This is a genomic window from Bdellovibrio sp. HCB337 (assembly GCF_047302465.1).
Classification (GTDB): Bacteria; Bdellovibrionota; Bdellovibrionia; order Bdellovibrionales; family Bdellovibrionaceae; genus JACMRP01.
Genome location: NZ_CP178621.1, coordinates 702,961 through 729,768, shown reverse-complemented (window position 1 = coordinate 729,768; position 26,808 = coordinate 702,961). Strand labels below are relative to the sequence as shown.

The window sequence follows — 26,808 nt, the reverse complement described above, 5'->3', positions numbered from 1 at the left end:
CGTACTAAATAACTATCTATAGGAGCTAATCCATGAATTTCAAGTACCTCGCCATGAACGCCAGCCTTTCGCTATTAATGGCTTTACCCGCTTTTGGAGCGCAAAAAGAGATGGTGACTGTCGTTCCACGCACTCATAGCGTTATCGAGGGTTCTAGCGAGCATAAACGCATCAATCAGGATTACATGGTTACAACGCAGCTCTTGGGCTTTGCGGTGGCTCCATTCTTTGGCTTGGGTTTAAACCTAGGGATGTACTTGGATCGCAATGACATTCTTCAACTCGAAATGGCCTCTGGGGTGCTTCCTTTGATTATCGCGAACGTCAGAGCCAGTGTGGTTGGCGTGAACTGGAAGCATTTTTACGGCAACTCTTTCTACACAAAACTCGGCGTAGACCACCGCTCGATCACTGTTGAAAATCTTGATTACGAGAACGGCCAATTTACCAACTCGACTGTTGTTGGAACTGCGAATGCTTTGACGGGCAATATCGCTATCGGCAACCAATGGCAATGGGACTCTTTTACTATGGGATGTGATTGGATTGGCTTCAATCCTTCAGTTCTTACTTTGGAATCCAAATACAGAACGACGAATATGGACCCTGATGAAGCCCGAGATCTTAATCGCGAATGGAAATCCGTTGCAAAAACGAATAGCTATCAATTTATGAGATTCTATTTGGGAGCTTCGTTCTAAAAGTCACGCGCTGAATACTAATATTGTTTGGGGGGATTTATGACATCGAAAAGTTTTTTTGTATACGTAACACTATCTATGCTAGTGGCTCTGCCTGCTTTTTCCGCTCCTTATCAAGAAGAGCAGATCGTTATCATTCCAAAGCCTAAAGGTATTCTTGAAGACTCCAGCGAGCACCACCGTATTGATAAAGAACATATAGTTATGGCGCAAATCTTTGGTGCTGCATCAGCTCCTGCTATGGGCGTGGGGATCACAATCGGCAGTTATCAGGACCGCAATAATATTCTGCAATTTGAAATATCGTCCGGAAACGCTTCTGTAGGCTCAGACATCATTGGACCACGTTATGATATGCACGTTGATACCTTGGGTATGAATCTAAAACATTTCTTCGGAAATTCTTTTTATACAAAGACCGGTGTCGACATTCGCTCTATGAAACTAAAAGGGACATATAATGACTTCGATAATAACGGAGTCACCACAGGTTCTTCGAGAAGTGTTACCGGCACCTTGGCCATCGGCAATCAATGGCAGTGGGAAAACTTCGCCATGGGCGTCGATTGGATTGGTATTAATCCTGTTATCAATACAATGGAAACTAACTTTCGCAGCACTAATACCAACCTCACCGAGAAAACGTCTATCGAGAAGGAGTGGAAAAATCTCGCTCGAGGCTATGGCGGCCAACTCATGAGATTCCACCTGGGCATGTCTTTCTAGTGCGAAAGATCCCCGTGCTCTAGATACAGACTTTCTTTGACTTCAATTTCACCATTCAAAACTTCAGGAGCTTGCCAAGGATCCTGATTTTTTTTGCCTTCGACCGAAACAACGACGTGGTTTTCTAGTGCGATCTGCTGTGCGAGCGCCGGTGGTACTGTCACACTCAAAAGATGATCAAAATCAGGTTTTGCCGTGATTAAGTGGGCTGCGAACTGCTCGCTGCTATTACCGAAAAGAATGTACTGAGAAGTCGTCGCTTGTTTTTCCTGAGGATTGAACTTCTTAAAATACAAAACCTTGGAAATAGTCACTGTGACGTTGGCAACGATCTCTTGCCCGCCCCTTTCAAAGTGCCCTTTATAAATGCTAGCTTTGAATGGTTTTGGATGGCCAATCATATCTGGCAAAACAAAAATCTCGGGCACTAAAGTATAAAGTGTCTCTGTCGATCCTGATTTGCTTTCTAGATACGTATCCAAGCCCTCTTGACTAAGAGAAACCTCTAGCAAGGCCTGATAGTCATGCGGCGAATGGAACATTGGCAAGTGCGAAAGATAGACCTTCTTAGTTCCCACCATGGCCATCCCATGAACTGAAGGGGAATCCTTGCTATGGGACGAGTGATCCATCATCTGAGCACAGCTAAACTGACTACTTAAACTTAAAACGAATGCGACTAGTGATTTAAACATAAATACCTCCACGGCGTCCTTTGTAAGCGCAGCAGAGGCATATGTAAAATTAATAGATTTTATTATGCCATCGATTAAATTAATACCTCCATATAGCCACTGCTCCACGAACGTGCCTAGGGAAGCCCTATGATGTCACTCATGGCATTCTAAACTTTATGATGTTTTTTGTGTTGATGAAAAAGCGATAGGTTTCTAATGCCCGCACTATTCCCCAAATTCCTTTGGGGAATTCGAAAACTTCCCGCTCAAAACCTGTAGCTAATGTACCAAAGTGCCGATCTTTAATACTAGGACTAGTGCTAGGAGTATTAATTGTTTCAAATTAAGAACAAGTCTGGAACATCCCTGATTGAAGTTCTTGTTGCCGTTTCGATTATTGGCTTCATCGCTCTCGCGCTGACATCTCTGATAGTCTCACAGCAGAAAGAATCTAGAGCTCTAGCCGATAAACTGAGTGCGCTAGATTTACAGCAGCTATTGATCTCCACTTTGGCAGATGGCTCCGTTTGCACCTTCCAGCTGACAGATCCCTCTGAAGCTTCTCATCGCTCGGCTCAGACAATTAATATTCAAAATATCGCGACCGAAATAATTGAACTCGACAGAATTCTACTTCGCGGTGTTGCGGGGTCATCCGTTTTGATAGCAAAAGACGGTTCTGTATCAGCTCTGTCTCCACAGATGACAGTGAAGTCTATTGTCCTTGAGAACATCCAAGGATCTAATGATTTTTTTACTGCGAACTATCGAGTGGATTTTGCATCCACCAGTATTCGCCCACCAAAAGCAATCACCGTCAAAACGACATTGCAAACCAATCCCGCAAGCCCGAACTCGGCTAAGCAAATAGTCGGCTGTAAAGGGGTCGGAGCTTCAGGCCGTCAATGGCTCTCGATGTTGGGTCAACGTGCATTCAATACCGACTATATCAACAATACTGCACAAGATATCCAGGTCAGCGTTCAAGTCTATAGCGGTGCATCTGGGCAACGTTGTTCTGCTTCTATTCGTGTCGACGGAGTCTCTGTAGATTATAACTTTGTGAATGACAGCGCTGGTGCGGCTATGTGCAATGCCACCGCCACAGTGCCAGTCGGGTCAACGTATAGGGCCAGCTCTGGTGGAGCCGGCTCACTTTATGGCTGGGCTGAATTGAGGTAATAAGTAATCCACTCGGTCGTTCAGACAAGGGACCAGGTAGAAGTTCTCGCCACCTGCATGTTTGAAGGTTTCAGAGCCTTCCATACCGATTTCCTCGATGGTCTCAAGACAATCTGCCACGAAGCTTGGGCAAAGGACAGCCAGGTCCTTAACTCCTCTGCCTGGCAAAGCTTTGAGCTCTTCATCTGTGTAAGGCTTAATCCAGGTCTCGACACCGACGCGCGATTGGAACGAGACTCCCCATTGGTCTTTGGATAAACCCAATTCTTTGGCGATCAGTTCAGAGTTTTTAAAGCATTGCTCTTGGTAGGTATTGCCCGCTTCCATTTTGTTGTTCTGACTTTGCGGCAAACCATGATAGGTCATCAGATAGTAATCAATCTTTTTGCCCTGAAGATGTTTTTTCGTTTCTTCAGCCACAGCTTGATTGAATTCTTTTTGCATCCAGAACGCCGGAGCTTTTTTCACGCGGAAAGAATGATTATGTTTCGCAATCATTTCGTCCACTTTTTTGAAGCTGGATTCTGTCGTCGCTCGGCAGTACTGCGGATAAAGAGGCAATACATACAGATCTTCAATACCTTGAGATTTGAATTTATTCAGCGCTGTCGCAATAGAGGGATCTCCATAGCGCATTCCGATTTCGACTTGATAATCGTCGCTGCCCAAAGCGTGCTGAAGGTTCTTCTGTAAACCCAATGAGTGGACCATCAGAGGTGAGCCTTCACTGGTCCAAATGCTTCTGTATTTCTTGGCAGAGGCCGAAGCTCTGCGTGGAACGATACCGATGTTCACCAAAATCCAGCGAAAGAACGCCGGAATTGGCAGAATCTCTTCATCCATCAGGAACTCGCGCAGGTAGCGACCCACGTCGCCGTTGCTGGTAGAGTTTGGAGTACCGATATTGATCAGCAAGACACCCTTGGTGGCTTTCATGAATGGGTCCTTTTCATCTGAGATGCGAGTTCTTTGCTGCGAGATAGAATTTTGCTAAGCCCAATCACGCCCAAATAATTGCCAGCCAAATAAAGATTCTGTGGCAAGTGCAAATTTTTAAGAATTTCCTGATGAGCCAAAGTGTAGTGAGGCAAAGCCTTTGGCCATGGGTAGATGTGTATGTCTTTGATTTCGGCGCTCGAACCTAAAATCTTCGCACGTTCTGCAAGAATGATCTCACGCAGTTCGGATTCTGATTTCAGAAGCATTTCCGGAGAATGAGTGCCTCCGAAAATCCAGGTCTCACTATACTCAGGGCCACGGTTTGCAAAGATATACGTTGGTGACAGAACCCCCAAGACTTTAAAACCTTGATCGGCTGGAAAGAGCGCTCCGAAGCCTTCAATCTTTTTCGGGGCCTCTTTGTAGAAGACCGTTACCGACAGAACTGGAAGCACTTCAATCTTCTGTAACTCTGCCGCTGCTTGTGGTGCCACCTTCTCGATGACCGAAGGTACTGCCGAAGCTGATACTGCTACGACATGAGGTTCACTCAGGGATTCTACTTTGTATTTGGAATTCAAATGAATCTTCACACCTTGGGTAGAGAGCTTCTGTACTAGACTCATAACAAAATCACCCATGCCGTTCGCAAGAGAGACAGTGCCTCTGTACTTTTTCTTTTTGCCACCCTGAAAGAGAGGACCCAAAACAAGTTCGGCACTCATGCGGCGAATATCACCTGCATAAATTCCTTGAAGGCCCGGGCCTAAAAGATAGTCCGTAGCAGACGGGCTTAAGTTTCGAAGCCCCCAATTAAAAATCGTTTCTTGATTTGTAGGTCGAAGAGACTTCTTCGCCAAAAAAAGTTTGAACAGAAACTTGGTCGCAAGCCCCAGGCTTTCAAAAAACTTCAAAGGCCAACGTTTCAGGCCGTCACGATAGATAAATCTTTTTTTAGCATGCGCTTGTGGTTTTAAAGGTTCAAGGCCCAGATCTTTGAAAAGATCCTCAAGATCATCGCAGTTGATAAAACCATTGGCTGCAGTTTCAACCAAGCCGTTCTTGGTTCGCTCTGATCCTAAAAGCCCACCGAGGCGATGACTGGCTTCGTGAAGGTCTACAGCAAAGCCCTCGCGGCTTAAGTAGTAAGCCGTCACAAGCCCCGAGAATCCTCCACCAACAACAGTCACCTTCTTCATATCGACTTCGAGAACACCTGAGTTTGAGGTTGTTTGCTGCGCAGTCTTTCATCAAAGAACACACACGCATTACGCAAGAACGGACGACCTTTTTCAGTCACAGTCACTTCACTGTCTGTGACCGTCACCAAACCGTCTTTTGCCATTTCTTCTAAGAAAGTTTTTGCAGCCTGAGCTTGTGCTTGGCTGTTCAAAGACACTTTCAGCTGAGTCATCAGACTTAGAATCTGCTGGCGGCGTTCACGGTCCTCATTGGTGTGAACATGACCACGATGAGTTGGGATTTCGCCCTTCTCGACACGTTCTTGATAAAGATTCAGCAGCTTTTCATTTTGATGGAAGCTGTACGGAGTTTCTGAAATCGAGCTAACACCCAGACCTAGCAAAACTTCGCTTCTTTGATCGGTGTAACCCATAAAGTTGCGGTGAAGTTTTTTAGTTTGAGCTGCATGGCTTAATGCTTCGGTTGGCAATGCAAAGTGATCCATACCAATTTCTACATAGCCTGCTTTCATCAAGATTTCGCGCGCGATTTCGTAGAGCTTTCTTTTCTCGGCTCCACTTGGAAGATCTTCGTCTTTGAAAAGTCTTTGAGCAGGTTTAATCCATGGCACCAAAGCAAAGCTATAAAGCGCAATCCGATCCGGGCGAAGTGCCACGGTCAATCTTGCGGTTTCAGCAAAAGACTCTGGCGTTTGTTTTGCCAAGCCATAAATCAAATCATAGTTCACAGAACGGAAACCTATTGCACGGGCTTCTTCTGTCAGCTTTGCAGTAATATCGTAAGGTTGAATGCGATTCACTAGGCGTTGAACTTCAGGATTGAAATCCTGAACGCCCATGCTGACGCGGTCAAAGCCAAGTTCTTTCAAAACTTTTAGATGCTCTACAGAAGTTCTGCGTGGATCCACCTCAATCGAGGCTTCAAAGTGTTCAGTGTCTTTTTTGACGTCTTTCCAGATGGTCTCGATCAAAGTTTTCAAAGCCGCCGGAGAAAAGAACGTCGGAGTTCCCCCGCCCAAATGCAAATGAGTCAGAGGTCTTTCCATCAACTCTGGCACTTGTGCTTTATAGAGGTTCCACTCTTGAATAACAGAGTTAATATAAGGCTCTTCTTTTTTATGATCTTTGGTGATCGTGGTATTGCAACCACAGAACGTGCACAGGCTTTCACAGAAAGGCAGATGCATGTACATCGACCAGCGGTTTTTAGAATTCTGTAAGGTTTCGCGCAAATGACCGATCCATTGCTCATGAGTCGGAGCTTCGGCCCAATAAGGTACTGTCGGATAACTCGTATAGCGAGGCACCGGAACATCGTACTTCGCAATTAGTTTTGAAATATCAGAACTCATGCAAAAGCCTTTCGAATCGTTTCAACAAAGAGTCTTACATTGTCTTCCGGAGTTTTTGGTAAAACGCCGTGACCCAAACCACTGACCCAGCCTGCTCTTTGTTCAGGAGTCAGAGTCTTCATATTCTCGATATATATTCCCAGGCTTTCCTGGAATTGAGATTTTTCAAGGAAGAGCATGCTTTGATCGAAGTTTCCTTGAACAAAGCCCTTCTTTGAAACATTGAAACAGTTTGGCAAGTTCCAGTGGTGGTCAAAACCCATACCTGCCCATGGCAAGCTTACGAATTCCTGATCGAAGTATGTAGTTTGAGTGTTTTTAGAATAATAACCAATCTTACCAGGAGCGACCGCACTGAGTTCTTTCAACACCGGCTGAACCCATTTACGGAAATCCAGCGGTGAAAGCTCGCCCCCTGCTGTATCAAAGATCATGACAACTTCAGCGCCACCTTCAAATTGCAGGCGGATGTTTTCTTTCAAAAGCGGCAACATCTTTTTCAAGAACTGTGGGAACATAGAGATCAAACGCTTTGATTGCGTCAGGCTTCCCGCATGGGAACCTTCGACAGCATAGACGAACAATGTCCAAGGGCCGCCGATAAAACCAATCAAGCTTTTATCTTTCGGCAAAACCGAACGTGTCTTTTGCATGGCCTCTTTTTGGAAACTCATGAAAGAAACAACGTCTTCACCTTGTTTGAGGTTTTGAATATTTTCTGGAGTTAATTGAAAGCCCAATCTTGGACCATGATCAGTGTACTCTAAGCCCATTCCAACTGCTTGCAGTGGGTAAAGGATGTCACTGAACAAGATCGCTACGTCGAAATCAAAATCTTCAACAGGTCCCAATGCCACTTGTGCTGCTAAGTCTGGAACTTTGCAAAGATCATCAAAACTGTGATCCTTACGCAGCCCTTGATAGTGCTTGTGATAACGGCCCGCTTGGCGCATGAACCAAATCGGTGGCACTTTTTGAACTTTGCGAGCTAAAGCATTTTGAAATAATACATTCGACATAGGACTTCCTAACTTTCTTTAAACCACTGGTAGCCCACACCACGCACTGAGCGGATGTAGGACTCCCCTTTTTCGCCGATCAACTGGCGCAGACGAACAATGGTGTTATCAATGGTACGATGGCTTGGGTTTTTATCTAGGCCCCAAACTTCGTTGATGATTTCATCGCGGCTCACGGCACGCGGAGCGCGTTCAATAAGAAACTGCAAAATCTTTAAATCCGTCACCGGAGGATATTCAATCTGACCGTCGACTTTACGAACAGCCATCGTAGTGAAGTTGATACTGACGCCTTCGATCTCGATCTCGGATTGAACGGCATGCTGATCCAACACGTGTTTTACGCGGATTAAAAGTTCTTTTAAATGAAACGGTTTTGGAATGAACTCTTCAGCTCCGATTTCAAAACCCTTTAAACGGGCTTCAGCATCGGCCTGAGCTGTCAGGAAAATAAAAAGCGGATGCAGATTCGCAGCGCGAATATACTCGGCCACTTCAAAGCCCGTCCCATCAGGCAAACCTAAATCCAGAATGACTAGGTCCAGACCCTTTTCTTTTGCAAGGGTGTCTTTCGCCGCTTGAACACTTTGTGCCCAAAGCACGCGATATTCTTTCGACAATCTCTCTGTCAGAGTTTCACCTAAGGACTTGTCATCTTCGACCAAAAGAATCTGTCTCATAGCAGACGACCCTCGATCTGAATGACGGCTTTCAAGCCTGGATTCGCGTTTTCAAAACTCAAATCCCCGTTCATTTTTTTTACTAAGATTTTTCCAAGATACAAACCAATGCCACTGCCCGCACCTTTATTAGAAGGCATCATCTGGGCCCCTAATTGCGAAGCATTGCCTTGAAAGCCCTTGCCGTTATCGGTAATTGAAATCTGGATTCGTTGCGAGTCTACGGCCTTCGCAGAGATTTCAATCACCGTTGCTTCCCCATGCAAAGCCGCATTTTGGATGATATTGCGGATCACACTGGTTATTGCGCGGCTGTCTGCGATCATCTCGGCATTTTGGCTAAGACGGAATTCAAGCTCGCCCCAAATAATACGCAAAGACTCAAGAGTCTTAGACAAAGTGATTTTCTCGCGCAAAAGAGTGTCAGAGCTTGTCGTAGCCAATAGCAACGAGTTCTCTAGCTGCAAGTCCAAACGAGAAATATCATTGATCAAACGCTGCAAGACTGGGCTTTTCTGAGACGCATTGTCCTCTTCCAGAACTTCGGCTTGAAGTCTTAGGCGTGTAATCGAAGTTTTAATATCATGACTGAAAGCCGCGAAGAATGTTTTCAACTGATTGTGACGTTTTTCATCACGGTAAGAAAGAAAGACCAATGCCACACCACCGATGATAAGGGCTGCCAATAAAATGGTGCCCTCCCACATGAACATGCGGTGCTTTCTTAGCATTTCTTCGCCTGCCTGAGCCGGGAAGGTGTTCATGGCATAAACCCACCACCAGCCGACTAACGAGACGACAAAGAAAAACCAAACTGTGGCTAAGATGGTCTTGATCTTACTCAATTAGAAAACCTCTTTTGCCGCCTGAAGGATTTTATCAGCGGCGTCGTTCAGAATTTCATCTGTATGAGCTAAAGATATAAATCCTACTTCATAGGCATTCGGCGCCAAATAAACGCCCTTATCCAAACATTTTAAGAATAACTTTTTAAAGTTTTCTCCTTGTCCTGCAGGAATTTGCTCAATCGTACGGATCGGTTCTTTCACGCGGCCATGGATCCAAAACAAAGAACTGTGATAAGAAATCGTCACAGGAGCTTTCATATCATCGAAGCCCTTTTGCAATTTCTGACAGAACTTCTCGGTTCTTTGATTTAAAACTTTCCAACCATCAATAGATTTCATTTTTTGCAAAGTACGAAGACCTGCACGCATACCCACAGGGTTCGCGCTGAGAGTCCCCGCTTGATAAACGTCTCCGCTTGGAGCCACTAGATCCATCAAGTCTTTGCGACCACCGTAGCAGCCCACTGGGAAGCCGCCACCGATGACTTTACCGTAGGTCACCAGATCTGGCTTTATGCCAGTCAACTCTACCATGCCGCCAAACGCGGTTCTGAAACCAGAGATCACTTCATCAAAGATCAACAAAGCGCCATGGGTTTTGCAAAGAGTACTAAGTTCTTTCAAGAACTCTTGGCGTTGAACTAATAAACCATAGTTTGCAGGCAATGGCTCGATGATCACGGCTGCGATCTCGGAACCTTGGACTTTGAAAACTTCACGCAGTTGTTCAATGTTATCAAGCGGAGTCACCAAAGTCGTTGCTGCCACTTCCGGAGAAATACCAGCACTGCTAGAAGCCGAAGTTCCAGCAAGGCCACTTCCTGCTTTAACCAAAAGCTGATCTGCGTGACCATGATAACAACCTTCAAATTTTAAAATCTTTTTACGATTAGTCGCCGCTCTTGCTACACGCAGGGCACTCATCACAGCTTCCGTGCCTGAAGACACGAAACGCAGTTTTTCCATCCACGGAAGATTCTGAGTCATCCACTCAGCAAGTTCTAACGAATAGATTTCGCATGCACCGAAAGTCCACGCCGTATCAATCATACGGTGAACTTCTTCTTTTACGTCAGGATCTTGGTGACCCAAAATCAACGGACCGAAGCTTTGGCAGAAATCGATATAAGTTTTGTCTTCAACAGAAGTAAGATACGCACCTTGAGCTTTTTTGAAGAAAATCGGATGGTGATCTAGGCCTTTAAAAGAGCGAACCGGAGAATGCACTCCTCCTGGGGCTACTTTTTTGGCGCGTTCAAAAAGTTCTAAAGACTGCATGATTTTCTCCAATCCTCTTCATCCAAATAAATTTCAATCGAGGCTTGGGGGCCTAATTGATCTCGTAGTATTTTATACGTGTTTCCAGGCCCGCAGGCATGTCTTTTGTGTCTGAGCGAAGGCTCTTTCTGAAGTGCGGCTAAAAACTGAGAACCGCTGTTCCAATAGAATGCTTCTCGCTCGCCGATATTCCAATCTTTGCTCGAAATTTCGACTTGGTAAGTCGCAAGCAAATCCTTGCCGGGCTCTTGCGGAGCGTCCTTATGTGTGAGCTTTGCCCAACGGACAGAGCCGCCAAACAAAACATCGAGCTGTGGATTTTCATCTTCACCCAATGATTCGCTCGAGCCATGAACCCATACGCCTTCTTGCGCCAGCTTCTTCCAGGTCTGCAGTCCCGCGGTCCACACAAGACCCGAGAACTTGAGCCCTTGCGGATAAGCTTCAGCCTTGGCCACCCAAAGACCTTGAGTATGAGTCGGAATTTCTACGGACAAACTCAAGCTGCGAGAGACTTTCAACTCTTTCGAGCTTGCCAGTTTTTGTGGGGCTAACTTTTGCGATGAGAACTCGCGGCGTAAAGATTTTTCATCAAGAATTTGCCCTTGATCTGTGAGGCCCTTTAAAAAGAAAACCTCACCATAGGCACGCTTCAAAACAGCCACACCAATTTTTTGATGGCAACCACCACCGAAGCTCGCCAAAGTTTCGCGCTCTCTCTGAGCACTCGCGAACGTATCACGGCAATCTACTTGGGCTAGAACTTTTTCGAGATCTTCACGACCTTCTTTGATTTCAATCGCAAGCGCACCTTGAGCTGCCGCATTCGGATTTACAGAAAGTGGCAATACCACCCAATCCAAACCCTGCAAAGCTTCGCGCAAAAACTGACGAGTTTCTTGAAACTCGGCCGCTTTCGCAGTCAACAGACGATCGACCGCAGCTTTTGCTAAAATCAGACCGTCGACATTTGCATCTTCTAGAAGCTTACGAACGCGGGTTTGAATATTGCCACGAACGTTGTGGAATTGAACTTGGCCCAATTGAAAAGGCAAATGCTCTTTAAAGAAGTTTTCTAAATTATAAGCCCTGCGCGGAGAAGAACTAAAAATATGCAAAGCTTTCGAACTACGTACACGCTCGGCGTGGCTCTTCTTGAAAATCAAAAGATCGCGTTGATCCGCTCTGGGTAAAGTCGCAACGACTTTGGTCCCCACACGCGGAGCTGTCGGCAGATCCTTCCAAGAGTGCACAACCATATCGGTTTTGCCGTCTAGCAGATCTTGCACGAAGTCTTCAGTGAAGACACCCTTCTCAGGCATCTTCCATAAAGGATCTGTTAGATTTTTATCACCAAGGGATTCGCGGAAGTTGTATTGGATTTCTGCTCCAGGGATTTTTTTCTGGAGAGCTTCACCGACTTGATATGCTTGTAAACGAGCGAGATCACTTTTCCTTGCGGAAATTCTTAGACGCACAAATCCTCCCAGCCATAAGGACGATAAAGACTGCGCTCAAAGTATTCTTGAGCTCGGCTCTGTACCACACCCTTGAGAGTTTGAACTCTCTGGCTGAGATCTTTTTTGTTTTCTTCGATGCTTTTGAAAACGTCTTTAAGGCCAATGAATTGATAATCTTTGAAAAGCTCGGGTTTTTCAAGCTCTCCACGAAGATCGAGAACTTTATGAACCGACTGCGTCTTCAACCATTGCAGAAGCTCTTCATCTGATAGAGGTGCTGCCACGACCACACAAGAGTAAACATCTTGAACTGTTGCAAGAGCGTCGATTTTTAAATTCGAATACTTTTCTGAAAAGCGCGCAGCCTTAATTGGCTTGCGGCAAACAACTTGTAGGGCTTTTTCTTTTGCGACCCACGGAAGAATCTCTTCAACCAACTGACCCGAGCCCAATAAAGTAACGGCCTTATCGTTTTTGCTAAGCTTGCGCACAAGACTGCCGTAACCTTGAGAACCCAAACCAACCAGATATTCAGCGCGAACGCTTTTTGCGGTTTGAATCAAAGCTTGGAAAAATCCACGCAGCTGCAAAGTCATTGCATCTTGTTTTTCCAAAGCCTCAGTTGTGAAGTTTTTAAATTGGCCGAAGATTTCAGTTTCACCAACGATTGGCGAACGAAGGCCACAGATGATTTCTAGTAAAAAGGCGAAAGCGTCTTTGCCTTTGTAGATCTCGTCCCCTTCTTCGAACGGAATTTCCACCGCATTTTCCGGAAGGAAAGCGATCTGGCGTAAACAAGTTTTCCAGACAAGACTTTGGTCAGAGAGTCCTTGGAAACCTTTATGGTGGCGGCGATGAAGAAGAGAGATGTCGTCCATATATTTTTTTGTACTGTATTTCGCGGGGGAGTTTGTCATTTAATTGTCATCTAGACTGCATTTTTTTGCTCGCCACAGCCACATCGACTCATTGCGATACAGGCGGTTTAAGAAGCCTTTACTTCTGGCTAGGATCTGCGACAAAGGTCTTATGGACATTAGACACAGACCTCGCCGCAATCGCCGCACTCCTGCCCTTCGCAATATGATTTCTGAGACTCATTTGGGCCCAGAACATTTTATTTACCCTCTATTTTTGTGCGAAGGAAATGGGCAGAAAATTGCTATCAAGTCGATGCCAGGTCAATTCCGTCTGAGTGCTGACAATTTGCTTAAAGAAATTGCAGAATGCCAAGCCTTGGGGATCCAATCTTTTGCTCTTTTCCCAGCCGTAAATGACTCTTTGAAAAACTCTACGGCGGATGAGTCTTTTAATCCCAAAGGTCTGTTGCCCACAACTGTGAAAATGATCAAAGACAAGTTCCCAGATACTTGCATTATTACAGACGTGGCTTTGGACCCTTACTCGAGCGATGGCCATGACGGCATCGTGAAAAATGGCCAAATCCTGAATGACGAAACCATCGAGGTTTTGGTGAAAATGGCCGTAACACAAGCTGCCGCTGGTGCCGATATGGTGGCTCCTTCGGATATGATGGATGGTCGTGTTGGCGAAATCCGCAAAGCCTTGGACCAAGCGGGTTTCACGAACACTGGGATTCTTGCTTACTCGGCAAAATACGCTTCGAGCTTCTATGGTCCGTTCCGTGATGCTCTCGATTCAGCGCCAAAATTTGGCGATAAAAAAACTTATCAAATGGATCCGCGTAATTCTCGCGAGGCTTTGCTCGAAGCGGAGCTTGATGTGCAAGAAGGCGCGGACATGATCATGGTGAAGCCTGCTTTGGCGTACCTGGACGTGATTCAGTTACTGAAACAAAACTTCTCGACACCTATCGCTGCTTACAACGTCAGTGGCGAGTACGCGATGATCAAAGCCGCTGCTCAAAACGGCTGGTTAGACGGCGAAAAAGCGATGATGGAAAGCTTGATGGCGATTCGTCGTGCTGGTGCGGATGTGATTCTGACTTACTTCGCAAAAGAAGCTGCTCAAATTCTTCGAAAATAATTTTTTAGAACACTGTTTTCTGTTTTGTAGATCCAGTTCAAAGCTCCCGGTCTTGCGCGTGCAGCCGAGTTCTTTTTAAATAGAATCAGCATGGGAAAAATTCTAATTCTATTACTGGCACTTGGTTTGACCGAGGCGGCTTTCGCTAAGTCTTGGTCTGATGCTTCTAAAGGAAGCCTGACTCTGAAGCTTGGGTTTGTAACACCCAGTTTGAATTCAGAATTTAAACCCGACAAAGAATCTAACGATAAAGTTGTTTATCGTCCGAGTTCGCCAACGAAGTTTTCTATCGGTGCTGCCTATGGTCCGTTCTCGGGAAGTTACGGAACTCCAGGTGTGATGTCTGATGAGCAAAAAGCGGAGCAAGGTGAATCTAAAATTTCAGACTGGCAGTTCCGCTTTTTTGGGGATGTTCATACCTTTGATTTTTTCTATCAGAAGTACACAGGTTACTATATTCAAAACTACGACGAAGTAGATCCAAGTCAAACAGCCGAAGGCATTCGGCCCGATATTTCCAACGAACACTATGGCTTTCAATACTTCTACAATTTTCATCCGGATGATGTGAGTATCCGAGCAGCCTTTGACCAGTCTACCGTGCAAACAAAGAGTGGCGGCGGTCTTCTTCTTTTTGGCGCCGCGAACTACTACAAAACTTCCGCAAACTCAGCGATTTTGCCCGCTTCAGTGAATTCTCAGTACGGGGAGTTTGCAAACTTAAAAGGCGGCGTTTTTACTTCATTTAAAGCAGGAATTGGCGGAGCCTACACCTTTGTGTACTCCAATTGGTTCGCAAGTGGCCTTTTTACTGTCGGAGCAGGACCTCAATCTCAGCTTTATGATGTCGGCACGACAGAGTTTATCAAAGCCTCGAAATTCACGACGGGATCGAATGTAAAAGTCGGCGCTGGCTTCAATAGCAAAAGCTTTTTTGCCTGTATTGGATTTTTCATGGATATGCAAAATATCGAAAACACAAATTTATACGTAACCAACTCTACGATCGAAAGCTCAATCTGGGTTGGCGGCCGTTTCTAAGACCTACCAACCGGCTTTTAAAACTTGTTGATACCAGAAAAGGCCGATCATGGTTTTTACGTCCGAGATCTCCCCTTTTTGCATCAGTTCCATAGCTTCGTGATTTGAAATCTCAAAGACGTCCAGGAATTCTTCATCATCAAGCTTGGCTTCGGATTGAGATAAACCAGTCGCTAAATAAATTTCGATATGCTCATTGGAATAACCGATCACCGGGTGAATGGTTGTCAGCAGTTTGTAGTTTTGGGCGATCAAACCTGTTTCTTCCTGCAGTTCTCGCTTTGCCGTTTCAAGGGCTTCTTCGCCTTCGTCGATTTTTCCAGCTGGAAACTCAATGAAGACTTTTTGGACTGGGTAACGAAACTGGCGAAGCATCACAAGCTTCCCCTCGGCAGTAACAGGAACAATCATGGCGGCACCAGGATGAGGAATGTATTCGCGGGTGCCTTTTTTACCGTTTGGAAGTTCAACTTCGTCTCTGAGAACTTGCAGGAATGAACCTTTGTAGACAAGATCCGATTTCAGCTTCTTTTCGATCAATTTTTTCATGCTAGCCCTTTGTCCAAAAGCGGGACTAGGACTTGCCCCTTAGGGTGTCCTCTAAGACTCTATTATAGAGTTAAAAACGTGTCAGGGAGGATACGAAATGTCGTTCTTAAGAAAATCTATGCTTTATGCTGTAGTCAGCGTCTTGGTTTGGGCATTTTCTGCACAAACAGCTTTCGCCCGCGGCGGTGGCGGTGGTCATTCAATGGAATTCGGTCTTGCTCTTTTGAGCGCTGGCCAAAATGACATCGATACCATGATCACTAATGCTCGTGCTAACAATTCAGCATCAACGAGTGATATGGGTTCTGCTTACGAACTTTTTGCTCAATACCAATATCGCTTCGGCGGTACTATGTTCTCGATCTTATTCCGCCCATCTTATGTTATGCAAAGTGCTACAGGTTCTGGCACGGGTGGTTCTTACGATTACAAATTGAGCGGTTTTACTATTTTCCCTATGTTCCGTATGTATCCACTTGAAAATGACTTCATCAGATTCTTCATGCAGACAGGCTTGGGTTACGGAAAACTTTCTGCAGATATCACTGAAGGTACGAGCTCTATAGCTTTCTCTGGTGGTAACTTCGGTGCTATCGGTGGTTTGGGTGTGGATTTCTGCTTCACAGATTCTCACTGTGTAACTATCGAAGGAAACTTGCGCTACCTTCCAATTGAAAGAAATAAAGTAAGTTCTGTAACAGGAACTCCTGGCTTGTCTCAATACGGCAATGGCCAAGAAGCTGAAATCAACGGCAGCGACTTGATGACTTCTTTGTCAGGTATTCAAGGCATCATCGCTTACACTTTGAATTTCTAATTTGTTCCTAAAATATAGTTGAAACTAAAAAGGACCCGTAAAGGGTCCTTTTTTATTGAGCGCTCAAATTTAGCCAACTCTTTGAGTGACCACTTCGTGAATATGCTCAGCAAACTCTGGATACGTCAGACACGCCTTTTCGAAATGCTCTTTTGTTAGAACATAGAGCTCACAAAAATTTGAAGCTTTCGCTGTACGAGTACGATGGCTGCTTGAAAGCAACGCCATTTCCCCAAAGAACGCCCCTTCTCCGAGGGTCGCTATAGCGTTCCCGTCATCGTCGACGATCTGAATATCCCCTTTGTGTACGAAGTACATCGCATCGCCCATGTCGCCTTTGCGGAAAATACGCTCACCAGGAACACAAATTCGGACTTCCAGTTGGTGCATCAAATCTTCAATCAAATCAGCACTGGCGTCTTTCAAGAAAGGCACCTTTTCAAGAATAGGCTTATTGATGTGCAAATAAAGTTCAGACTGAATTTTCACTGGCAAATCTTCGATGATCGAATCATCTTGATAACCTTTTTTACTGTGCCACATGTAGTGATAGTAAGAGCGTACTTTTGAACGCAACTGACTTGGGATTTCATGTGTGTTCATATAAAGCTCGACACGGTCTAAGTTATTCATGTGATGCTCACGGGCCGCATCGTTACGTGCAATCAAACTTGCAACGTTACTCAGGACGTAACCAAAGACACCCACGCCGATAAACTGAATCATGCAAGCATAAAGCATTTGCGGATTTGTTTTTGCAGAGATGTCCCCGTAACCGACCGTTGTCAGAGTTGTGAACGACCAATAGACACCTTTAATATATTCAGTGACTTTATCAGCATCGACTCCGGCCGTGCCGCTTCCTAAAGCGATCCAACCACAAGCCACCAAGTGAACTAGAAGCGGCAACATGACAATAATCGGAATCAAACGATATGCAATCGGTTGCAAATTATCAAATTCGTCCAAGAAGCCTTTGATATGTCGAACGTGGCGAGCCGCCAACAGATTGAAAAGCAAAATGTAACTGGAAGTTGTATCAAAGAACATCATCGCAAAAAGTGATAGTGGCATCAGACAAATCAAGTCGCACCACAAGCCTACGTTCATCCACCCTTCGACGGTGGTGTATTTGTGTTCTTTGTCTTTGAAATACAAAAAGACGTTGATTGCAGCGACCAAAGAAATCAATAAGTCGAAAAAGATTTCCACTTCCACTTGCGGCAGATAACCGATCAATCGCAATGGAATCCAGAAGCCCACTAAGAATGCACCTAAAACGGATATTACTCGGAGAGTTTGTTTTCCAATCATGCCTAACATATCGGAACTCTCGGGGAAAATCTCAGTCCAGAGGGGTTATTTCAGAGTCACCCACTCGGTCTGGGTTCCAGAGAGTTTCAGGACTTTCACCTGATCCCCATACCAGCTTCCAAGATTTACAGATTGAGCATTACGGATGCCCACTTGGAATTTATAATCATCAAAGACATGCATATGCCCCGACACAATAAGGTCGTAAGGCTTTTCATCGAACACACGATGAGCATGACGACGAATCATTTGAACCAGTTTGTCTTCATTGGCAACGCGATAGACTTGGCTTCTGGCGCGACTTTTACGAGAGGCATAGTTCCCCACCTCTTCCCAGACTTTGCCAGGAATAAGGTGCCCTAGCGGCTCGACCAAAGGATGGCGGATCACGCCCCGGTATCGGAGGTAAGCTTTGTCATCAAGGTTGATCAAATCGCCGTGTTCAACCCGAACCACCAAGCCGTTGATATTGTAGTACTGAGCTTCGACGAAGACCTCGATGCCTAACTTCTTTTTCCAGAAAGCATCAATGTGCACATCGTGATTACCTTCGATATAGGTAATTCTAGCGCCCGCCATTTTAAGATCCGCAATCGCATCTACCAAAGGCTGAAACTTTTTAACGAAGACCGAATGTCCACCAATCCAAAGATCGAAGATGTCGCCGAGTAAAAATAAATGAATCTCTGCGGGATTTTTCTCTCGCAAAGAATGCAAAAAGCGCAACAGGATGTCACTGTTGCGCTCTTGCATTGTTTTTATGTGAATGTCAGATAAAAACCAGGCTTCCACTATTCTTTATTGTTCAGATCAAAACCTTGTTTCTTGCGGATGAAAGCAGGAACTTCCAAGTTTTGTCCAGAGAATGGAGAGCTCAAAACTTCTCTCGCCATTTTGCGAGCTTCTTCCAAAGATTGTTGTTCTTGATCCACGTTCATTGAAAGCTGTTCAGGCTGAGCATGACGAGCTTTCAAGTCTTGGCTTTCTTTGAAAGCGCGTGCTTTCGCCATCAACATATCACGCGGAGACATTGTTGCCTCAGCAGGATTCGGCATTGCCGGAGCAGCTTGTTGAGCAACTGGCATGATCGGAGCTGGTTGCTCTTGGTGCATTGGTTGCTGTACAGGAGCTTGCATCGGTTGTTGAACCGGAGCTTGTTGCTGCATTGGTTGCTGATATTGCGGAACCATTTGTTGTTGTGGCATCGCAGGAGCTACCGGAGCAATCGGAGCGGCTTGCTCAACTGCTTGATGAGTGTAGTTCATCACAGAAGTTTGTACTGTTTGGATCGGAGGCAACTCAGTTGCAACCGGAACCTGTTGGTACTGCTGAGGCATTTGCGGCATCATCGGCATGCTTGGCATAGCAGGCATTTGCGGCATCATGCTTGGCATAGTTGGAATCGCTGGAATTGGTGGCAACATATTCATGCTGCCTGCATTCATTCCAGGGAACTGGATGCCAGTACCGTTCAAGAATTGTTGCATTTGATTGATAGTGTCTGAAGCCATTTGACGGTCTTCTTGAGCAAAACCAGTCGCGATAACAGTAACACGAACTTCGTCGCCCAAGTTGTCATCGATAACCGCACCGAAGATGATTTCTGCATCTTCATGAGCAGCTTCAGTGATAAGCATTGAAGCTTCGTTAACTTCAAGAAGGCTAAGATCAGAACCACCCGTTACGTTGATGATGATGCCAGTAGCGCCATCGATACGGATGTTCTCAAGAAGCGGAGAAGAAATCGCAGCTGTTGCTGCTTCCACTGCGCGGTTTTGGCCTTTAGCTGCGCCAGTACCCATGATCGCGATACCTTTAGAAGCCATAACTGTACGGATATCTGCGAAGTCCAAGTTGATCAAACCACGGATGTTGATCAAATCAGAGATCCCTTTTACTGCTTGAAGAAGAACTTCATCCGCTTTTTTGAAAGTTTCCAAAAGTGGAGTCTTTTCAGTCGCAATAGAAAGAAGTTTTTGATTCGGGATAACGATCAAAGTATCAACGTTTTCTTTAAGCTCAGCCAAACCACCGTCAGCGTGCTTAGAACGTTTTTTACCTTCGAAGAAGAAAGGCTTAGTAACAACACCGATAGTAAGCGCGCCCAATTCACGAGCGATTTTCGCTACGATCGGAGCTCCCCCAGTACCAGTTCCACCGCCCATGCCGGCAGTGACGAAAACCATGTCAGCGCCTTCAAGCTTTTCGACGATTTCATTGTAAGACTCAATCGCCGCGCGACGACCGATATCGGGGTTGGCTCCTGCACCAAGACCTTTTGTTAAATCAAGACCAAGTTGAATTTTAGAAGGCGCTTTATTTGCGTTTAACGCTTGAATATCAGTATTCGCTACGATGAACTCAACACCGTTCATCTTTGACTCGATCATTGTTGATACAGCATTGCTTCCGCCGCCGCCAACACCGACCACCTTAATATTCGCACCAATACTGATGTTCTCTTCTAACTCAAACATTCGCTCCTCCTAAAACTTTATGGGGCGCATCCCTGCGCTCTAACTATTTATACACACTGAGATGAAATATTTAAAAAATCTGTCCAAAAAAATCTTTAACCTTCTGAGCGATACCGTCAAAAGACTCACCCAGATTGATCATTTCGCCTGTTTGTTGTTGGCTTTGTAGCAACAAATCTTTGCGCTGACTCAAACCATACAATAACAAGCCTACCGCTGCTGCGTGCTCTCCGGACTTCACCACATCAATGAGTCCACCGACCTTATTAGGTCCGCCACGACGAACAGGGATATCGAAAATAAACTCACCCATTTCAACCAAACCATCCAACTGACTTGCTCCGCCGGTCAAAACCAAGCCAGAACCCATCATTGGAAGCAGGCTGCTCATACGCATGTCATTAGCGATCAAATTCAATGTCTCTTCAGCGCGAGCTTCCAAAACATCTGCTAAATCTTTACGTGGAATCAAACGAGCTTTACGGCCGCCAACACCTTCTACTTCGATGGTTTCATTTTCATTCACCATAGAAGCCATTGCGCATCCGTATTTTTTCTTTAAATCTTCAGCTGCCACTTGCGGAGTTCTGAGACCCACCGCCACATCATGAGTGAAGTGGTGACCGCCAATTGGAATAATAGATGTGTGAGCCACGCTGCCGTTTACGAAATAAACTGCATCGCAAGTTCCGCCACCCATATCTACAACACATACGCCAAGATTTTTCTCGTCTTCGCTCAATACAGCAGCTGAAGCCGCCAATTGATTCAAAACAAGACCGCTGACACGAAGGCCGGCTTTCTCGACACATTTAATAGAGTTTTGAAGTGCTGTGTAACCACCAGTTACGATATGAACAGAGGCCTCAAGACGAACACCTGACATCCCAATAGGATCGGTGATTCCATCTTGACCATCTACTTTATATTCACGAGGCAAAACATGCAGGACATTGCGATCCGCAGGAACCGCAACTGCTTTTGCAGCTTCGATCACGCGTTCGATGTCTTGATTGGTGACCTCTTTATTTTTGATCGCCACCATGCCTTTAGAATCAAAAGAAGTAATATGAGTACCGGAAACTCCGACCCATACCTCACTCATAGTGTAACCACTCATGAGTTCTGCTTCTTCTTTTGCTTTTCTAATTGATTCAGTTGTTGCTTCGATATTTACGACGACGCCTTGTCGAATGCCTGTGTTTGGAGCAGTTCCTACTCCCGCGACATCGATTTTTCCATCAGGGTTCACTGTGCCAATGACGAAACAAACTTTAGTGGAACCAATATCAAGGCCAGCCAGCACCGGTGCTTTCGGTTTAATGTTGCTCATCCCTAAGTCCTAACGATAAGTCAGACCAATAAAGTCTTCGTTATCTCTCAATCCATTTGAGAGATTCAGACAGACAAAAGTCACTGGACTTCAGTTTGCCTTGACTTTAGCTTAGGGACCGTTGCGCAACCTGACAAGAACTTTCTTTGACAGATTTGCGTCTATGACGCGCGCGTCAAATTGACGAGTTTGAAGATAATCGACGACTTGTGCAACTCGAGCACTCTTCAAAGCGACTTGCTCTTCGCCGATCTTTACTTGAATTCCTGTCGCCATGAGGGTCATTGAAAAACCGTCTTTAGAATCGTAGCGAATTTCAGAGATCGTTTTTTTACTGAAAGAACCTTCCGCTGGAATTTCTTTTAAAACTTTCACAGCTTTCTGGCGCAATTCTTTTTTGTTTGCAAACACGTCACCTTCTAGAAGGGTCACATCAGGAGCTTGTTTGGAATCAACAGAATCTAAAAAACTTCCATCAGCAATGATCGGCATATATTTGCCGTTTTTTCCTAAGTACACCAACTTCACAGCATGAGGCTTAATCTTGATTTGCAAAACTGAGGGCCAACTTCGAGAGATAGTATGAGTTTCAATCCAATTTTGCGAATCCAAAGTAGCAACTACTTCTGAAAGCTTCACATGCCACAAAGATTGTCCTTTAAATTGAAGCATCTGTTTTTCTAAGCGATCAGCCATCGGAGAATAGAAATTCACTTGTCCCTGAGAGTCTACCAAAAGAACTTCGACTTGGTTGATATTGAAGAAACCATGTTCATTCAACCAATACATCGACCCAGCAACAACAGATGGAAGCACAATAAACGCAACGAACAATTTCAGAATGAGCTTTTTCAAATTCGGGACCTCGCTGTTCATTTAGTATAGCAAAGCGTTTGTTGGGATTTAAAGCGTTTCACCCAAGCTCGACCTAAGCAGAGGCCGCGACCCTTGACCAAAGAGGTGCTGCGTACTCTGCGCCAACGACTGCGCCGACGTTATTGGATTCAACTATAGGCCGCCAAAAACTGGATCCCTTCTGTTTTTACGGTCTTTTGCTTTCTTAACCAATTCCAAGAATTCTTTTCTATAAGAATCTTCCTGACCACGTACTTGCGTGTGTCCCATCGCTATTTCCAAAACTTGATCAAAAGTACCGGTGCCCTTATAGATGGACCCTCTTAAGATTTGTCCGAGCTCTACGACACTGGCAGCGAACTGAAAATCACCAGAAGCTTTAGCAAAGGCTTTATCTTCATGGACAACGGGCGCCTCAATCAGCTCGCTAGTACTTCCCTGAGGCTTCTTATATCTCAATTTAACGCTGGCAATGCGTATTTCATTTTCCACCTTCGGATTCATAAAGACTTCATAGAATACAGTGACTGTGTGGCCCGCACCGACATCACCCGCATCCTTAGCGTCGTTTGCGAAGTCTTCGTTATTCAGCTTTCTTTTTTCGTATCCCACCAAACGATACTTGCTTACATAGCGCGGATCGAACTCCACCTGTGCTTTGACATCTTTAGCGACCGTCATCAAGGTTCCTGCAGCTTGTTCAACCAGGTACTTTCGCCCTTCACGCAAATTGTCGACAAATCCATAGTTACCGTTGCCCTTATTCGCCAGAGCCAATATCGTTTCATCATTATAAGCTCGCATGCCAAAACCAAGGACACTTAAAAAGACGCCGCTCTTTGCCTTCTCGGCAATAAAACCTTCGAGCTCTTTGCTGTTACTGATGCCGACGTTAAAATCACCATCGGTTGCCAAGATCACGCGATTGATGCCGTTTCGAATGAAGTTCTTGCTCGCAATTTTATAAGCAAGCTCAATACCCCCACTTCCATTGGTCGTACCATCCGCGTTCATGGCAGCAATCGCTGCTTTGATTTTTGTTTTTTCTCCTCCTGACGTGGAGTTCAAATAAACTCCGGCACTTCCAGCATAGACGACCAATGCTACGCGATCTTGAGGTCGCAACTCATCCACCAGTAAATTCAAACTCTTTTTTACCAATGGAAGCTTATTGTATTCTGCCATAGATCCCGACGTATCAACCAGAAAGACAAGATTCGAAGCAGGTCTTTCTTCTTTAGAAACCTCTTTGGATTTCACCGCGATTCGTAATAATCGCGATTGCTTATTCCATGGCGTCTGCGCCATTTCAAAAGATACTGCTAAAGGCTGCGCGCCTTCCGGTGGAGCATAGTCATAACTAAAATAGTTCACCATTTCTTCGATGCGAATCATCTCCGCATATGGGAGTTGCCCTGCAGCAAGTGAATCTCGAAGCTTCGAGTAAGAAGCCGTATCCACATCCAGGGAAAACGTCGAAAGAGGTTCTTCCGAAACCTGCTTGGAAAGATTTTCCTCTTGATAAGACGGCGGCCCCCAGGCAGGAGGGTACTTATAATGACCTGAGCCTAAATATGCTTTTCGTTTTGCGATTCGTCCTTTTCCACCGTATCCATCGCCCCCTATAGCGCTGGAGTCAGCAAACTCTTTGCCGAGTATTTGACGACCAGCTTTTACAACACTGTTTTTTCTGGGTGCAACACTGTCCCTGTAAGCATAAGGCTCTTCAAAGACCAGAGGCTTTTGCTCCTCGGCTTCGGCCATCATTTCAGGTGTGATCTCTAGGACAACAGGAATCTTGTTGTCTTCATAACTACGAATTCCCCACGCGAGTAGCACACTAACTGCCACAAAACTTGAAACTGCGAACCATTTTGTCTTTTTCAAGAACAACCTCCAACGTCTAGTCATACCTATAAAACGAGGGAGTCCGACTTTTCTTAGTAAAAACTTACTCTTTTCTATTTTGTTAGAATTTCAAGGAGTTAGAGGGGCAAAAGACGACCCCGCAAGTCTTATGTTACAAAAAAACCCACGCTCCGAAAGAATGTGGGTTTAATGTGTCTCAAAAAAATGTTTTAACTTTTAGTGGCTGCAAGCATTGACGTCATTCGACGTATAGCCCGAATCTGCATACTGAGGAGTATCGCCATAACCTAACTTTTTACCCTTGTTGCCATAAACGAGGTAGAAAGAGCCTACGCTTTCAGGAACGATTGTATAAGAGTATGTTTTAGTGCCTTTTTTGCGTGGGAAAGTTAGAGCTACTGACGGGAATTTTCTGTCCTTGGTACCTTGTGATACAAACGACCAAGTTCCTTTCGTTGTCACAGGTTTGAAGTCCTCTGTGGCTTCATCCCAAACAGTTTTAGACTCTACGAATGTTTTATCTGATTTAAAATCAATAACACCGCTTAACATTGTCGTCGGAGCAACGACAAACATGCGAACTCCGTGCAAAGACTTTTCACTCATCACAACGTTATCCATGATCATTTTAAAACCTAAGCGAGAACCCACCGCTTGGCGTACTGACGCTGGGACTTGAGATTTAAGATTTGGATCAATAGATAAAGCCTTATCAAGATTTGTGAGGATGTCACTGTCGTAAGCTTCGAATTCGCACTGCTGATCGTTATTGAATGCTTGTGAATAAAGATCTGCTATGTCCATGTGCTTTTTTGCGATATCTGTCGGTGAAATAGCCGCGCTCGGTTTACGTTGTTCTGCGCCTGCATTTTTTTCGTTCTTCTCCGCTGCGACACTGAGAGAACTCACTAATAATACAGAAATGAAATATCCGATCATTTTTTTCATAACTCTCCTCAAGTTAATTGTATTTACTTAAACTCTAGAGAGAAAAAAATGCGGCAACAAGACTAGGTCTGCTAACAGAGTAAAAAACCGCGGCAAAGAAAACTTCTTTGCCGCATGTTCGCCATTGATACCAATTATCTTTTGGTAGCACCTACAGAGATTTCAAGAACTCGACGAGATCTGACTTTTCATCATCACTTAAGCTTAAACCCAAATGATCATCGTAATGTTCTACAACTGCAGTAAGGTCTGCGAAACGACCATCATGATAGTATCCGCCTTTTGCTCGCGCCCATGCGCCTTTCAAAGGAGTCGTGCGATACTTCTCATCCGGAGATCTCTTGGCTTGGAAGTCATCAATGCCGATTTCATCAGCCGCGTGCATATTGTAACCTGGATCGCTATATGTCGGCGGCACATGGCAAGTTGCGCACTTTGCTTTATCTAAGAAGAGCGCTTGGCCTCTGGTCGCTTTTGCCGGATCAAATGACCCCGCCGGTGGTGCAGGTGCAGCCAACGACAATTGATAGTAATGCAGAGCTGGTAACTTGCTGCTGATCAAGTCATCTTTGTTAGTGACGTGCCCAAGCTTCGCTTTTGCGGCGACCGGAAATTTCGTTGCATCATCCAAACGCGGATCATAGAAATTTCCTTGTCCATGCATCTGTAAGTTTGCGACGAAGGCATTCCAATAAGGTACAGAACCCCAGCCAGTATATGTATGCAAGTTCACCCCAATCAAACCGTAAGCCGGTGGCAGAAGAACCGCAGAAGTCTTACCATCATCACGGAAACCTTTTCCGTCCAAAAGTAAATGTGCATCGTATCTGCCTGGCCCCCAAGCCAAAATTACTTTGCGAGTCGTTTCATCACTCACACCTAAAAGATCATTCACGACCGTAAGATCCGGAGACAAATTCACAATCGCCCCGACATCAAGATCTCGATTCGGCCAACCATCCAACCGCTTCCCTAAACCTTTTGTGAGTTCATCGTCGACAGTCGAGTGACAAAGAGCACACGTAATCCCCACAGAAGTCAGATTGCCACTTTGATCAAAGATGCCTTTTAAGCCGACGATCGCATTTTCTTTCAAGAGCGCGACACTCACCTTTGGATCATTCAAATCGACAGTTTTATCTTGAATAGACTTCAAAGTTTCAGGAGATAGTGACGCGATATCTACTTTAAGCCCTACGCCCAAAGCAGTGGTTGGACTAACACCCTTCCCGACACCACCGTTGGCGCTGCCTAGAATCGCTTTGTGCAATTGAAGTTTATCTCCCCAGAATTTTTCACTGCCAAAAGTATCACTGCGAAAGATCTGCTGGCCATCTGCCAAAAGATCCGCCGCACGCGCACTAAGAGCTTTACTTACGATTTGTTTTACACTCTTATGACCGAGAGCTAATGCCGTGACCGCAACCGTAGAGGTCACGAGGACTCCCACCAGAACCTTCTTTGGATTCATACCCATCCTCCTTCTAATTTAAGCCCCCGCATCTTAGGACTGACGTGCATGCTCCCAATGACT

25 protein-coding genes are annotated in these 26,808 nt (G+C 45.2%); 6 read left to right on the top strand and 19 right to left on the bottom strand.

Features of this window, described 5'->3' with window-relative positions; genetic code table 11:
* Positions 1–32: 32 nt before the first annotated feature.
* Positions 33–701, top strand: a complete 669-nt coding sequence (locus ACLWBB_RS03485; protein WP_413290177.1) for a hypothetical protein — start codon at positions 33–35, stop codon at positions 699–701.
* Positions 702–740: 39 nt separating this feature from the next.
* Positions 741–1,427, top strand: a complete 687-nt coding sequence (locus tag ACLWBB_RS03480; RefSeq protein ID WP_413290176.1) for a hypothetical protein — start codon at positions 741–743, stop codon at positions 1,425–1,427.
* Here the strand turns inward: ACLWBB_RS03480 and ACLWBB_RS03475 are convergent.
* Positions 1,424–2,122 carry a hypothetical protein gene (locus ACLWBB_RS03475; RefSeq protein ID WP_413290175.1) on the bottom strand — a complete coding sequence of 233 codons (699 nt, stop codon included), beginning with the start codon at positions 2,120–2,122 and terminating at the stop codon, positions 1,424–1,426. The two genes, ACLWBB_RS03480 and ACLWBB_RS03475, sit on opposite strands and share 4 nt — an antisense overlap.
* A gap of 315 nt (positions 2,123–2,437) precedes the next feature.
* On the opposite strand from ACLWBB_RS03475, the gene ACLWBB_RS03470 reads away from it, so the two are divergent.
* On the top strand, positions 2,438–3,286 hold the full coding sequence (locus ACLWBB_RS03470) for a type II secretion system protein (RefSeq protein WP_413290174.1): 849 nt from the start codon (positions 2,438–2,440) through the stop codon (positions 3,284–3,286).
* On the opposite strand, the gene hemH is transcribed toward ACLWBB_RS03470, so the two are convergent.
* Genes hemH through ACLWBB_RS03425 form a run of 9 tightly spaced genes read right to left on the bottom strand, consistent with a single transcriptional unit; the run spans position 3,257 to position 12,942 of the window.
* Positions 3,257–4,222 carry a ferrochelatase gene (hemH, locus tag ACLWBB_RS03465; protein WP_413290173.1) on the bottom strand — a complete coding sequence of 322 codons (966 nt, stop codon included), beginning with the start codon at positions 4,220–4,222 and terminating at the stop codon, positions 3,257–3,259. The two genes, ACLWBB_RS03470 and hemH, sit on opposite strands and share 30 nt — an antisense overlap.
* A complete protein-coding gene (locus ACLWBB_RS03460) occupies positions 4,219–5,424 on the bottom strand; it encodes a protoporphyrinogen/coproporphyrinogen oxidase (protein WP_413290172.1) in 1,206 nt (401 codons plus the stop codon). Before ACLWBB_RS03460 ends, hemH begins: the two co-directional genes overlap by 4 nt.
* Positions 5,421–6,779 (bottom strand): oxygen-independent coproporphyrinogen III oxidase, encoded by a 1,359-nt coding sequence (gene hemN / locus ACLWBB_RS03455; protein WP_413290171.1) that lies wholly within the window; start codon positions 6,777–6,779, stop codon positions 5,421–5,423. Before hemN ends, ACLWBB_RS03460 begins: the two co-directional genes overlap by 4 nt.
* On the bottom strand, positions 6,776–7,798 hold the full coding sequence (locus ACLWBB_RS03450) for a uroporphyrinogen decarboxylase family protein (protein WP_413290170.1): 1,023 nt from the start codon (positions 7,796–7,798) through the stop codon (positions 6,776–6,778). Before ACLWBB_RS03450 ends, hemN begins: the two co-directional genes overlap by 4 nt.
* Positions 7,799–7,806: 8 nt before the next feature.
* Entirely contained in the window at positions 7,807–8,478 is a 672-nt protein-coding gene (locus ACLWBB_RS03445; RefSeq protein WP_413290169.1) for a response regulator transcription factor, read from the bottom strand.
* Positions 8,475–9,323, bottom strand: coding sequence for a sensor histidine kinase (locus ACLWBB_RS03440; protein WP_413290168.1), 849 nt, complete (start codon positions 9,321–9,323; stop codon positions 8,475–8,477). The genes ACLWBB_RS03445 and ACLWBB_RS03440 overlap by 4 nt, the downstream gene beginning before the upstream one ends.
* Entirely contained in the window at positions 9,324–10,604 is a 1,281-nt protein-coding gene (gene hemL / locus ACLWBB_RS03435) for a glutamate-1-semialdehyde 2,1-aminomutase (RefSeq protein WP_413290167.1), read from the bottom strand.
* Positions 10,592–12,082: a hydroxymethylbilane synthase gene (hemC, locus tag ACLWBB_RS03430; protein ID WP_413290166.1), complete on the bottom strand. Its 1,491-nt coding sequence runs from the start codon at positions 12,080–12,082 to the stop codon at positions 10,592–10,594. The genes hemL and hemC overlap by 13 nt, the downstream gene beginning before the upstream one ends.
* Positions 12,073–12,942: a hypothetical protein gene (locus ACLWBB_RS03425; RefSeq protein ID WP_413290165.1), complete on the bottom strand. Its 870-nt coding sequence runs from the start codon at positions 12,940–12,942 to the stop codon at positions 12,073–12,075. Before ACLWBB_RS03425 ends, hemC begins: the two co-directional genes overlap by 10 nt.
* 151 nt (positions 12,943–13,093) lie before the next feature.
* Between ACLWBB_RS03425 and hemB the strand changes: the two genes are divergently transcribed.
* Both hemB and ACLWBB_RS03415 read left to right on the top strand, forming a co-directional pair.
* Positions 13,094–14,071, top strand: a complete 978-nt coding sequence (hemB, locus tag ACLWBB_RS03420) for a porphobilinogen synthase (protein ID WP_413290163.1) — start codon at positions 13,094–13,096, stop codon at positions 14,069–14,071.
* A gap of 90 nt (positions 14,072–14,161) precedes the next feature.
* The gene (locus ACLWBB_RS03415; protein ID WP_413290161.1) at positions 14,162–15,112 is read left to right on the top strand and encodes a DUF4421 family protein; all 951 of its coding nucleotides are present in this window, start codon (positions 14,162–14,164) and stop codon (positions 15,110–15,112) included.
* Positions 15,113–15,115: 3 nt separating this feature from the next.
* On the opposite strand, the gene ACLWBB_RS03410 is transcribed toward ACLWBB_RS03415, so the two are convergent.
* A complete protein-coding gene (locus tag ACLWBB_RS03410) occupies positions 15,116–15,661 on the bottom strand; it encodes an NUDIX domain-containing protein (RefSeq protein WP_413290160.1) in 546 nt (181 codons plus the stop codon).
* 97 nt (positions 15,662–15,758) lie between these two features.
* Between ACLWBB_RS03410 and ACLWBB_RS03405 the strand changes: the two genes are divergently transcribed.
* Positions 15,759–16,478 (top strand): hypothetical protein, encoded by a 720-nt coding sequence (locus ACLWBB_RS03405; protein WP_413290159.1) that lies wholly within the window; start codon positions 15,759–15,761, stop codon positions 16,476–16,478.
* Between the two features lie 69 nt (positions 16,479–16,547).
* Here the strand turns inward: ACLWBB_RS03405 and ACLWBB_RS03400 are convergent, their stop codons facing one another.
* The 8 genes from ACLWBB_RS03400 to ACLWBB_RS03365 form a co-directional block, all read right to left on the bottom strand.
* Positions 16,548–17,801, bottom strand: coding sequence for a cyclic nucleotide-binding domain-containing protein (locus ACLWBB_RS03400; RefSeq protein WP_413290158.1), 1,254 nt, complete (start codon positions 17,799–17,801; stop codon positions 16,548–16,550).
* A gap of 36 nt (positions 17,802–17,837) precedes the next feature.
* Positions 17,838–18,584: a UDP-2,3-diacylglucosamine diphosphatase gene (locus ACLWBB_RS03395; protein ID WP_413290157.1), complete on the bottom strand. Its 747-nt coding sequence runs from the start codon at positions 18,582–18,584 to the stop codon at positions 17,838–17,840.
* Positions 18,584–20,269, bottom strand: a complete 1,686-nt coding sequence (gene ftsZ / locus ACLWBB_RS03390) for a cell division protein FtsZ (protein WP_413290156.1) — start codon at positions 20,267–20,269, stop codon at positions 18,584–18,586. The genes ACLWBB_RS03395 and ftsZ overlap by 1 nt, the downstream gene beginning before the upstream one ends.
* Positions 20,270–20,339: 70 nt before the next feature.
* Positions 20,340–21,602 carry a cell division protein FtsA gene (gene ftsA, locus ACLWBB_RS03385; protein WP_413290155.1) on the bottom strand — a complete coding sequence of 421 codons (1,263 nt, stop codon included), beginning with the start codon at positions 21,600–21,602 and terminating at the stop codon, positions 20,340–20,342.
* 111 nt (positions 21,603–21,713) lie between these two features.
* On the bottom strand, positions 21,714–22,478 hold the full coding sequence (locus ACLWBB_RS03380) for a cell division protein FtsQ/DivIB (protein WP_413290154.1): 765 nt from the start codon (positions 22,476–22,478) through the stop codon (positions 21,714–21,716).
* Between the two features lie 132 nt (positions 22,479–22,610).
* Positions 22,611–24,344: a vWA domain-containing protein gene (locus ACLWBB_RS03375; protein ID WP_413290153.1), complete on the bottom strand. Its 1,734-nt coding sequence runs from the start codon at positions 24,342–24,344 to the stop codon at positions 22,611–22,613.
* Positions 24,345–24,542: 198 nt separating this feature from the next.
* Positions 24,543–25,274 carry a hypothetical protein gene (locus tag ACLWBB_RS03370; protein ID WP_413290152.1) on the bottom strand — a complete coding sequence of 244 codons (732 nt, stop codon included), beginning with the start codon at positions 25,272–25,274 and terminating at the stop codon, positions 24,543–24,545.
* 151 nt (positions 25,275–25,425) lie between these two features.
* A complete protein-coding gene (locus ACLWBB_RS03365) occupies positions 25,426–26,745 on the bottom strand; it encodes a hypothetical protein (RefSeq protein ID WP_413290151.1) in 1,320 nt (439 codons plus the stop codon).
* Positions 26,746–26,808: the final 63 nt, after the last annotated feature.

Excerpts from the sequence above, each read along its gene's own strand:
- ACLWBB_RS03485 (WP_413290177.1), top strand. The coding sequence starts at position 33 with ATGAATTTCAAGTACCTCGCCATGAACGCCAGCCTTTCGCTATTAATG.
- ACLWBB_RS03480 (WP_413290176.1), top strand. The coding sequence starts at position 741 with ATGACATCGAAAAGTTTTTTTGTATACGTAACACTATCTATGCTAGTG.
- ACLWBB_RS03475 (WP_413290175.1), bottom strand. The coding sequence starts at position 2,122 with ATGTTTAAATCACTAGTCGCATTCGTTTTAAGTTTAAGTAGTCAGTTT.
- hemH (WP_413290173.1), bottom strand. The coding sequence starts at position 4,222 with ATGAAAGCCACCAAGGGTGTCTTGCTGATCAATATCGGTACTCCAAAC.
- ACLWBB_RS03460 (WP_413290172.1), bottom strand. The coding sequence starts at position 5,424 with ATGAAGAAGGTGACTGTTGTTGGTGGAGGATTCTCGGGGCTTGTGACG.
- hemN (WP_413290171.1), bottom strand. The coding sequence starts at position 6,779 with ATGAGTTCTGATATTTCAAAACTAATTGCGAAGTACGATGTTCCGGTG.
- ACLWBB_RS03450 (WP_413290170.1), bottom strand. The coding sequence starts at position 7,798 with ATGTCGAATGTATTATTTCAAAATGCTTTAGCTCGCAAAGTTCAAAAA.
- ACLWBB_RS03445 (WP_413290169.1), bottom strand. The coding sequence starts at position 8,478 with ATGAGACAGATTCTTTTGGTCGAAGATGACAAGTCCTTAGGTGAAACT.
- hemL (WP_413290167.1), bottom strand. The coding sequence starts at position 10,604 with ATGCAGTCTTTAGAACTTTTTGAACGCGCCAAAAAAGTAGCCCCAGGA.
- ACLWBB_RS03425 (WP_413290165.1), bottom strand. The coding sequence starts at position 12,942 with ATGGACGACATCTCTCTTCTTCATCGCCGCCACCATAAAGGTTTCCAA.
- hemB (WP_413290163.1), top strand. The coding sequence starts at position 13,094 with ATGGACATTAGACACAGACCTCGCCGCAATCGCCGCACTCCTGCCCTT.
- ACLWBB_RS03415 (WP_413290161.1), top strand. The coding sequence starts at position 14,162 with ATGGGAAAAATTCTAATTCTATTACTGGCACTTGGTTTGACCGAGGCG.
- ACLWBB_RS03410 (WP_413290160.1), bottom strand. The coding sequence starts at position 15,661 with ATGAAAAAATTGATCGAAAAGAAGCTGAAATCGGATCTTGTCTACAAA.
- ACLWBB_RS03405 (WP_413290159.1), top strand. The coding sequence starts at position 15,759 with ATGTCGTTCTTAAGAAAATCTATGCTTTATGCTGTAGTCAGCGTCTTG.
- ACLWBB_RS03400 (WP_413290158.1), bottom strand. The coding sequence starts at position 17,801 with ATGTTAGGCATGATTGGAAAACAAACTCTCCGAGTAATATCCGTTTTA.
- ftsZ (WP_413290156.1), bottom strand. The coding sequence starts at position 20,269 with ATGTTTGAGTTAGAAGAGAACATCAGTATTGGTGCGAATATTAAGGTG.
- ftsA (WP_413290155.1), bottom strand. The coding sequence starts at position 21,602 with ATGAGCAACATTAAACCGAAAGCACCGGTGCTGGCTGGCCTTGATATT.
- ACLWBB_RS03380 (WP_413290154.1), bottom strand. The coding sequence starts at position 22,478 with ATGAACAGCGAGGTCCCGAATTTGAAAAAGCTCATTCTGAAATTGTTC.
- ACLWBB_RS03370 (WP_413290152.1), bottom strand. The coding sequence starts at position 25,274 with ATGAAAAAAATGATCGGATATTTCATTTCTGTATTATTAGTGAGTTCT.
- ACLWBB_RS03365 (WP_413290151.1), bottom strand. The coding sequence starts at position 26,745 with ATGAATCCAAAGAAGGTTCTGGTGGGAGTCCTCGTGACCTCTACGGTT.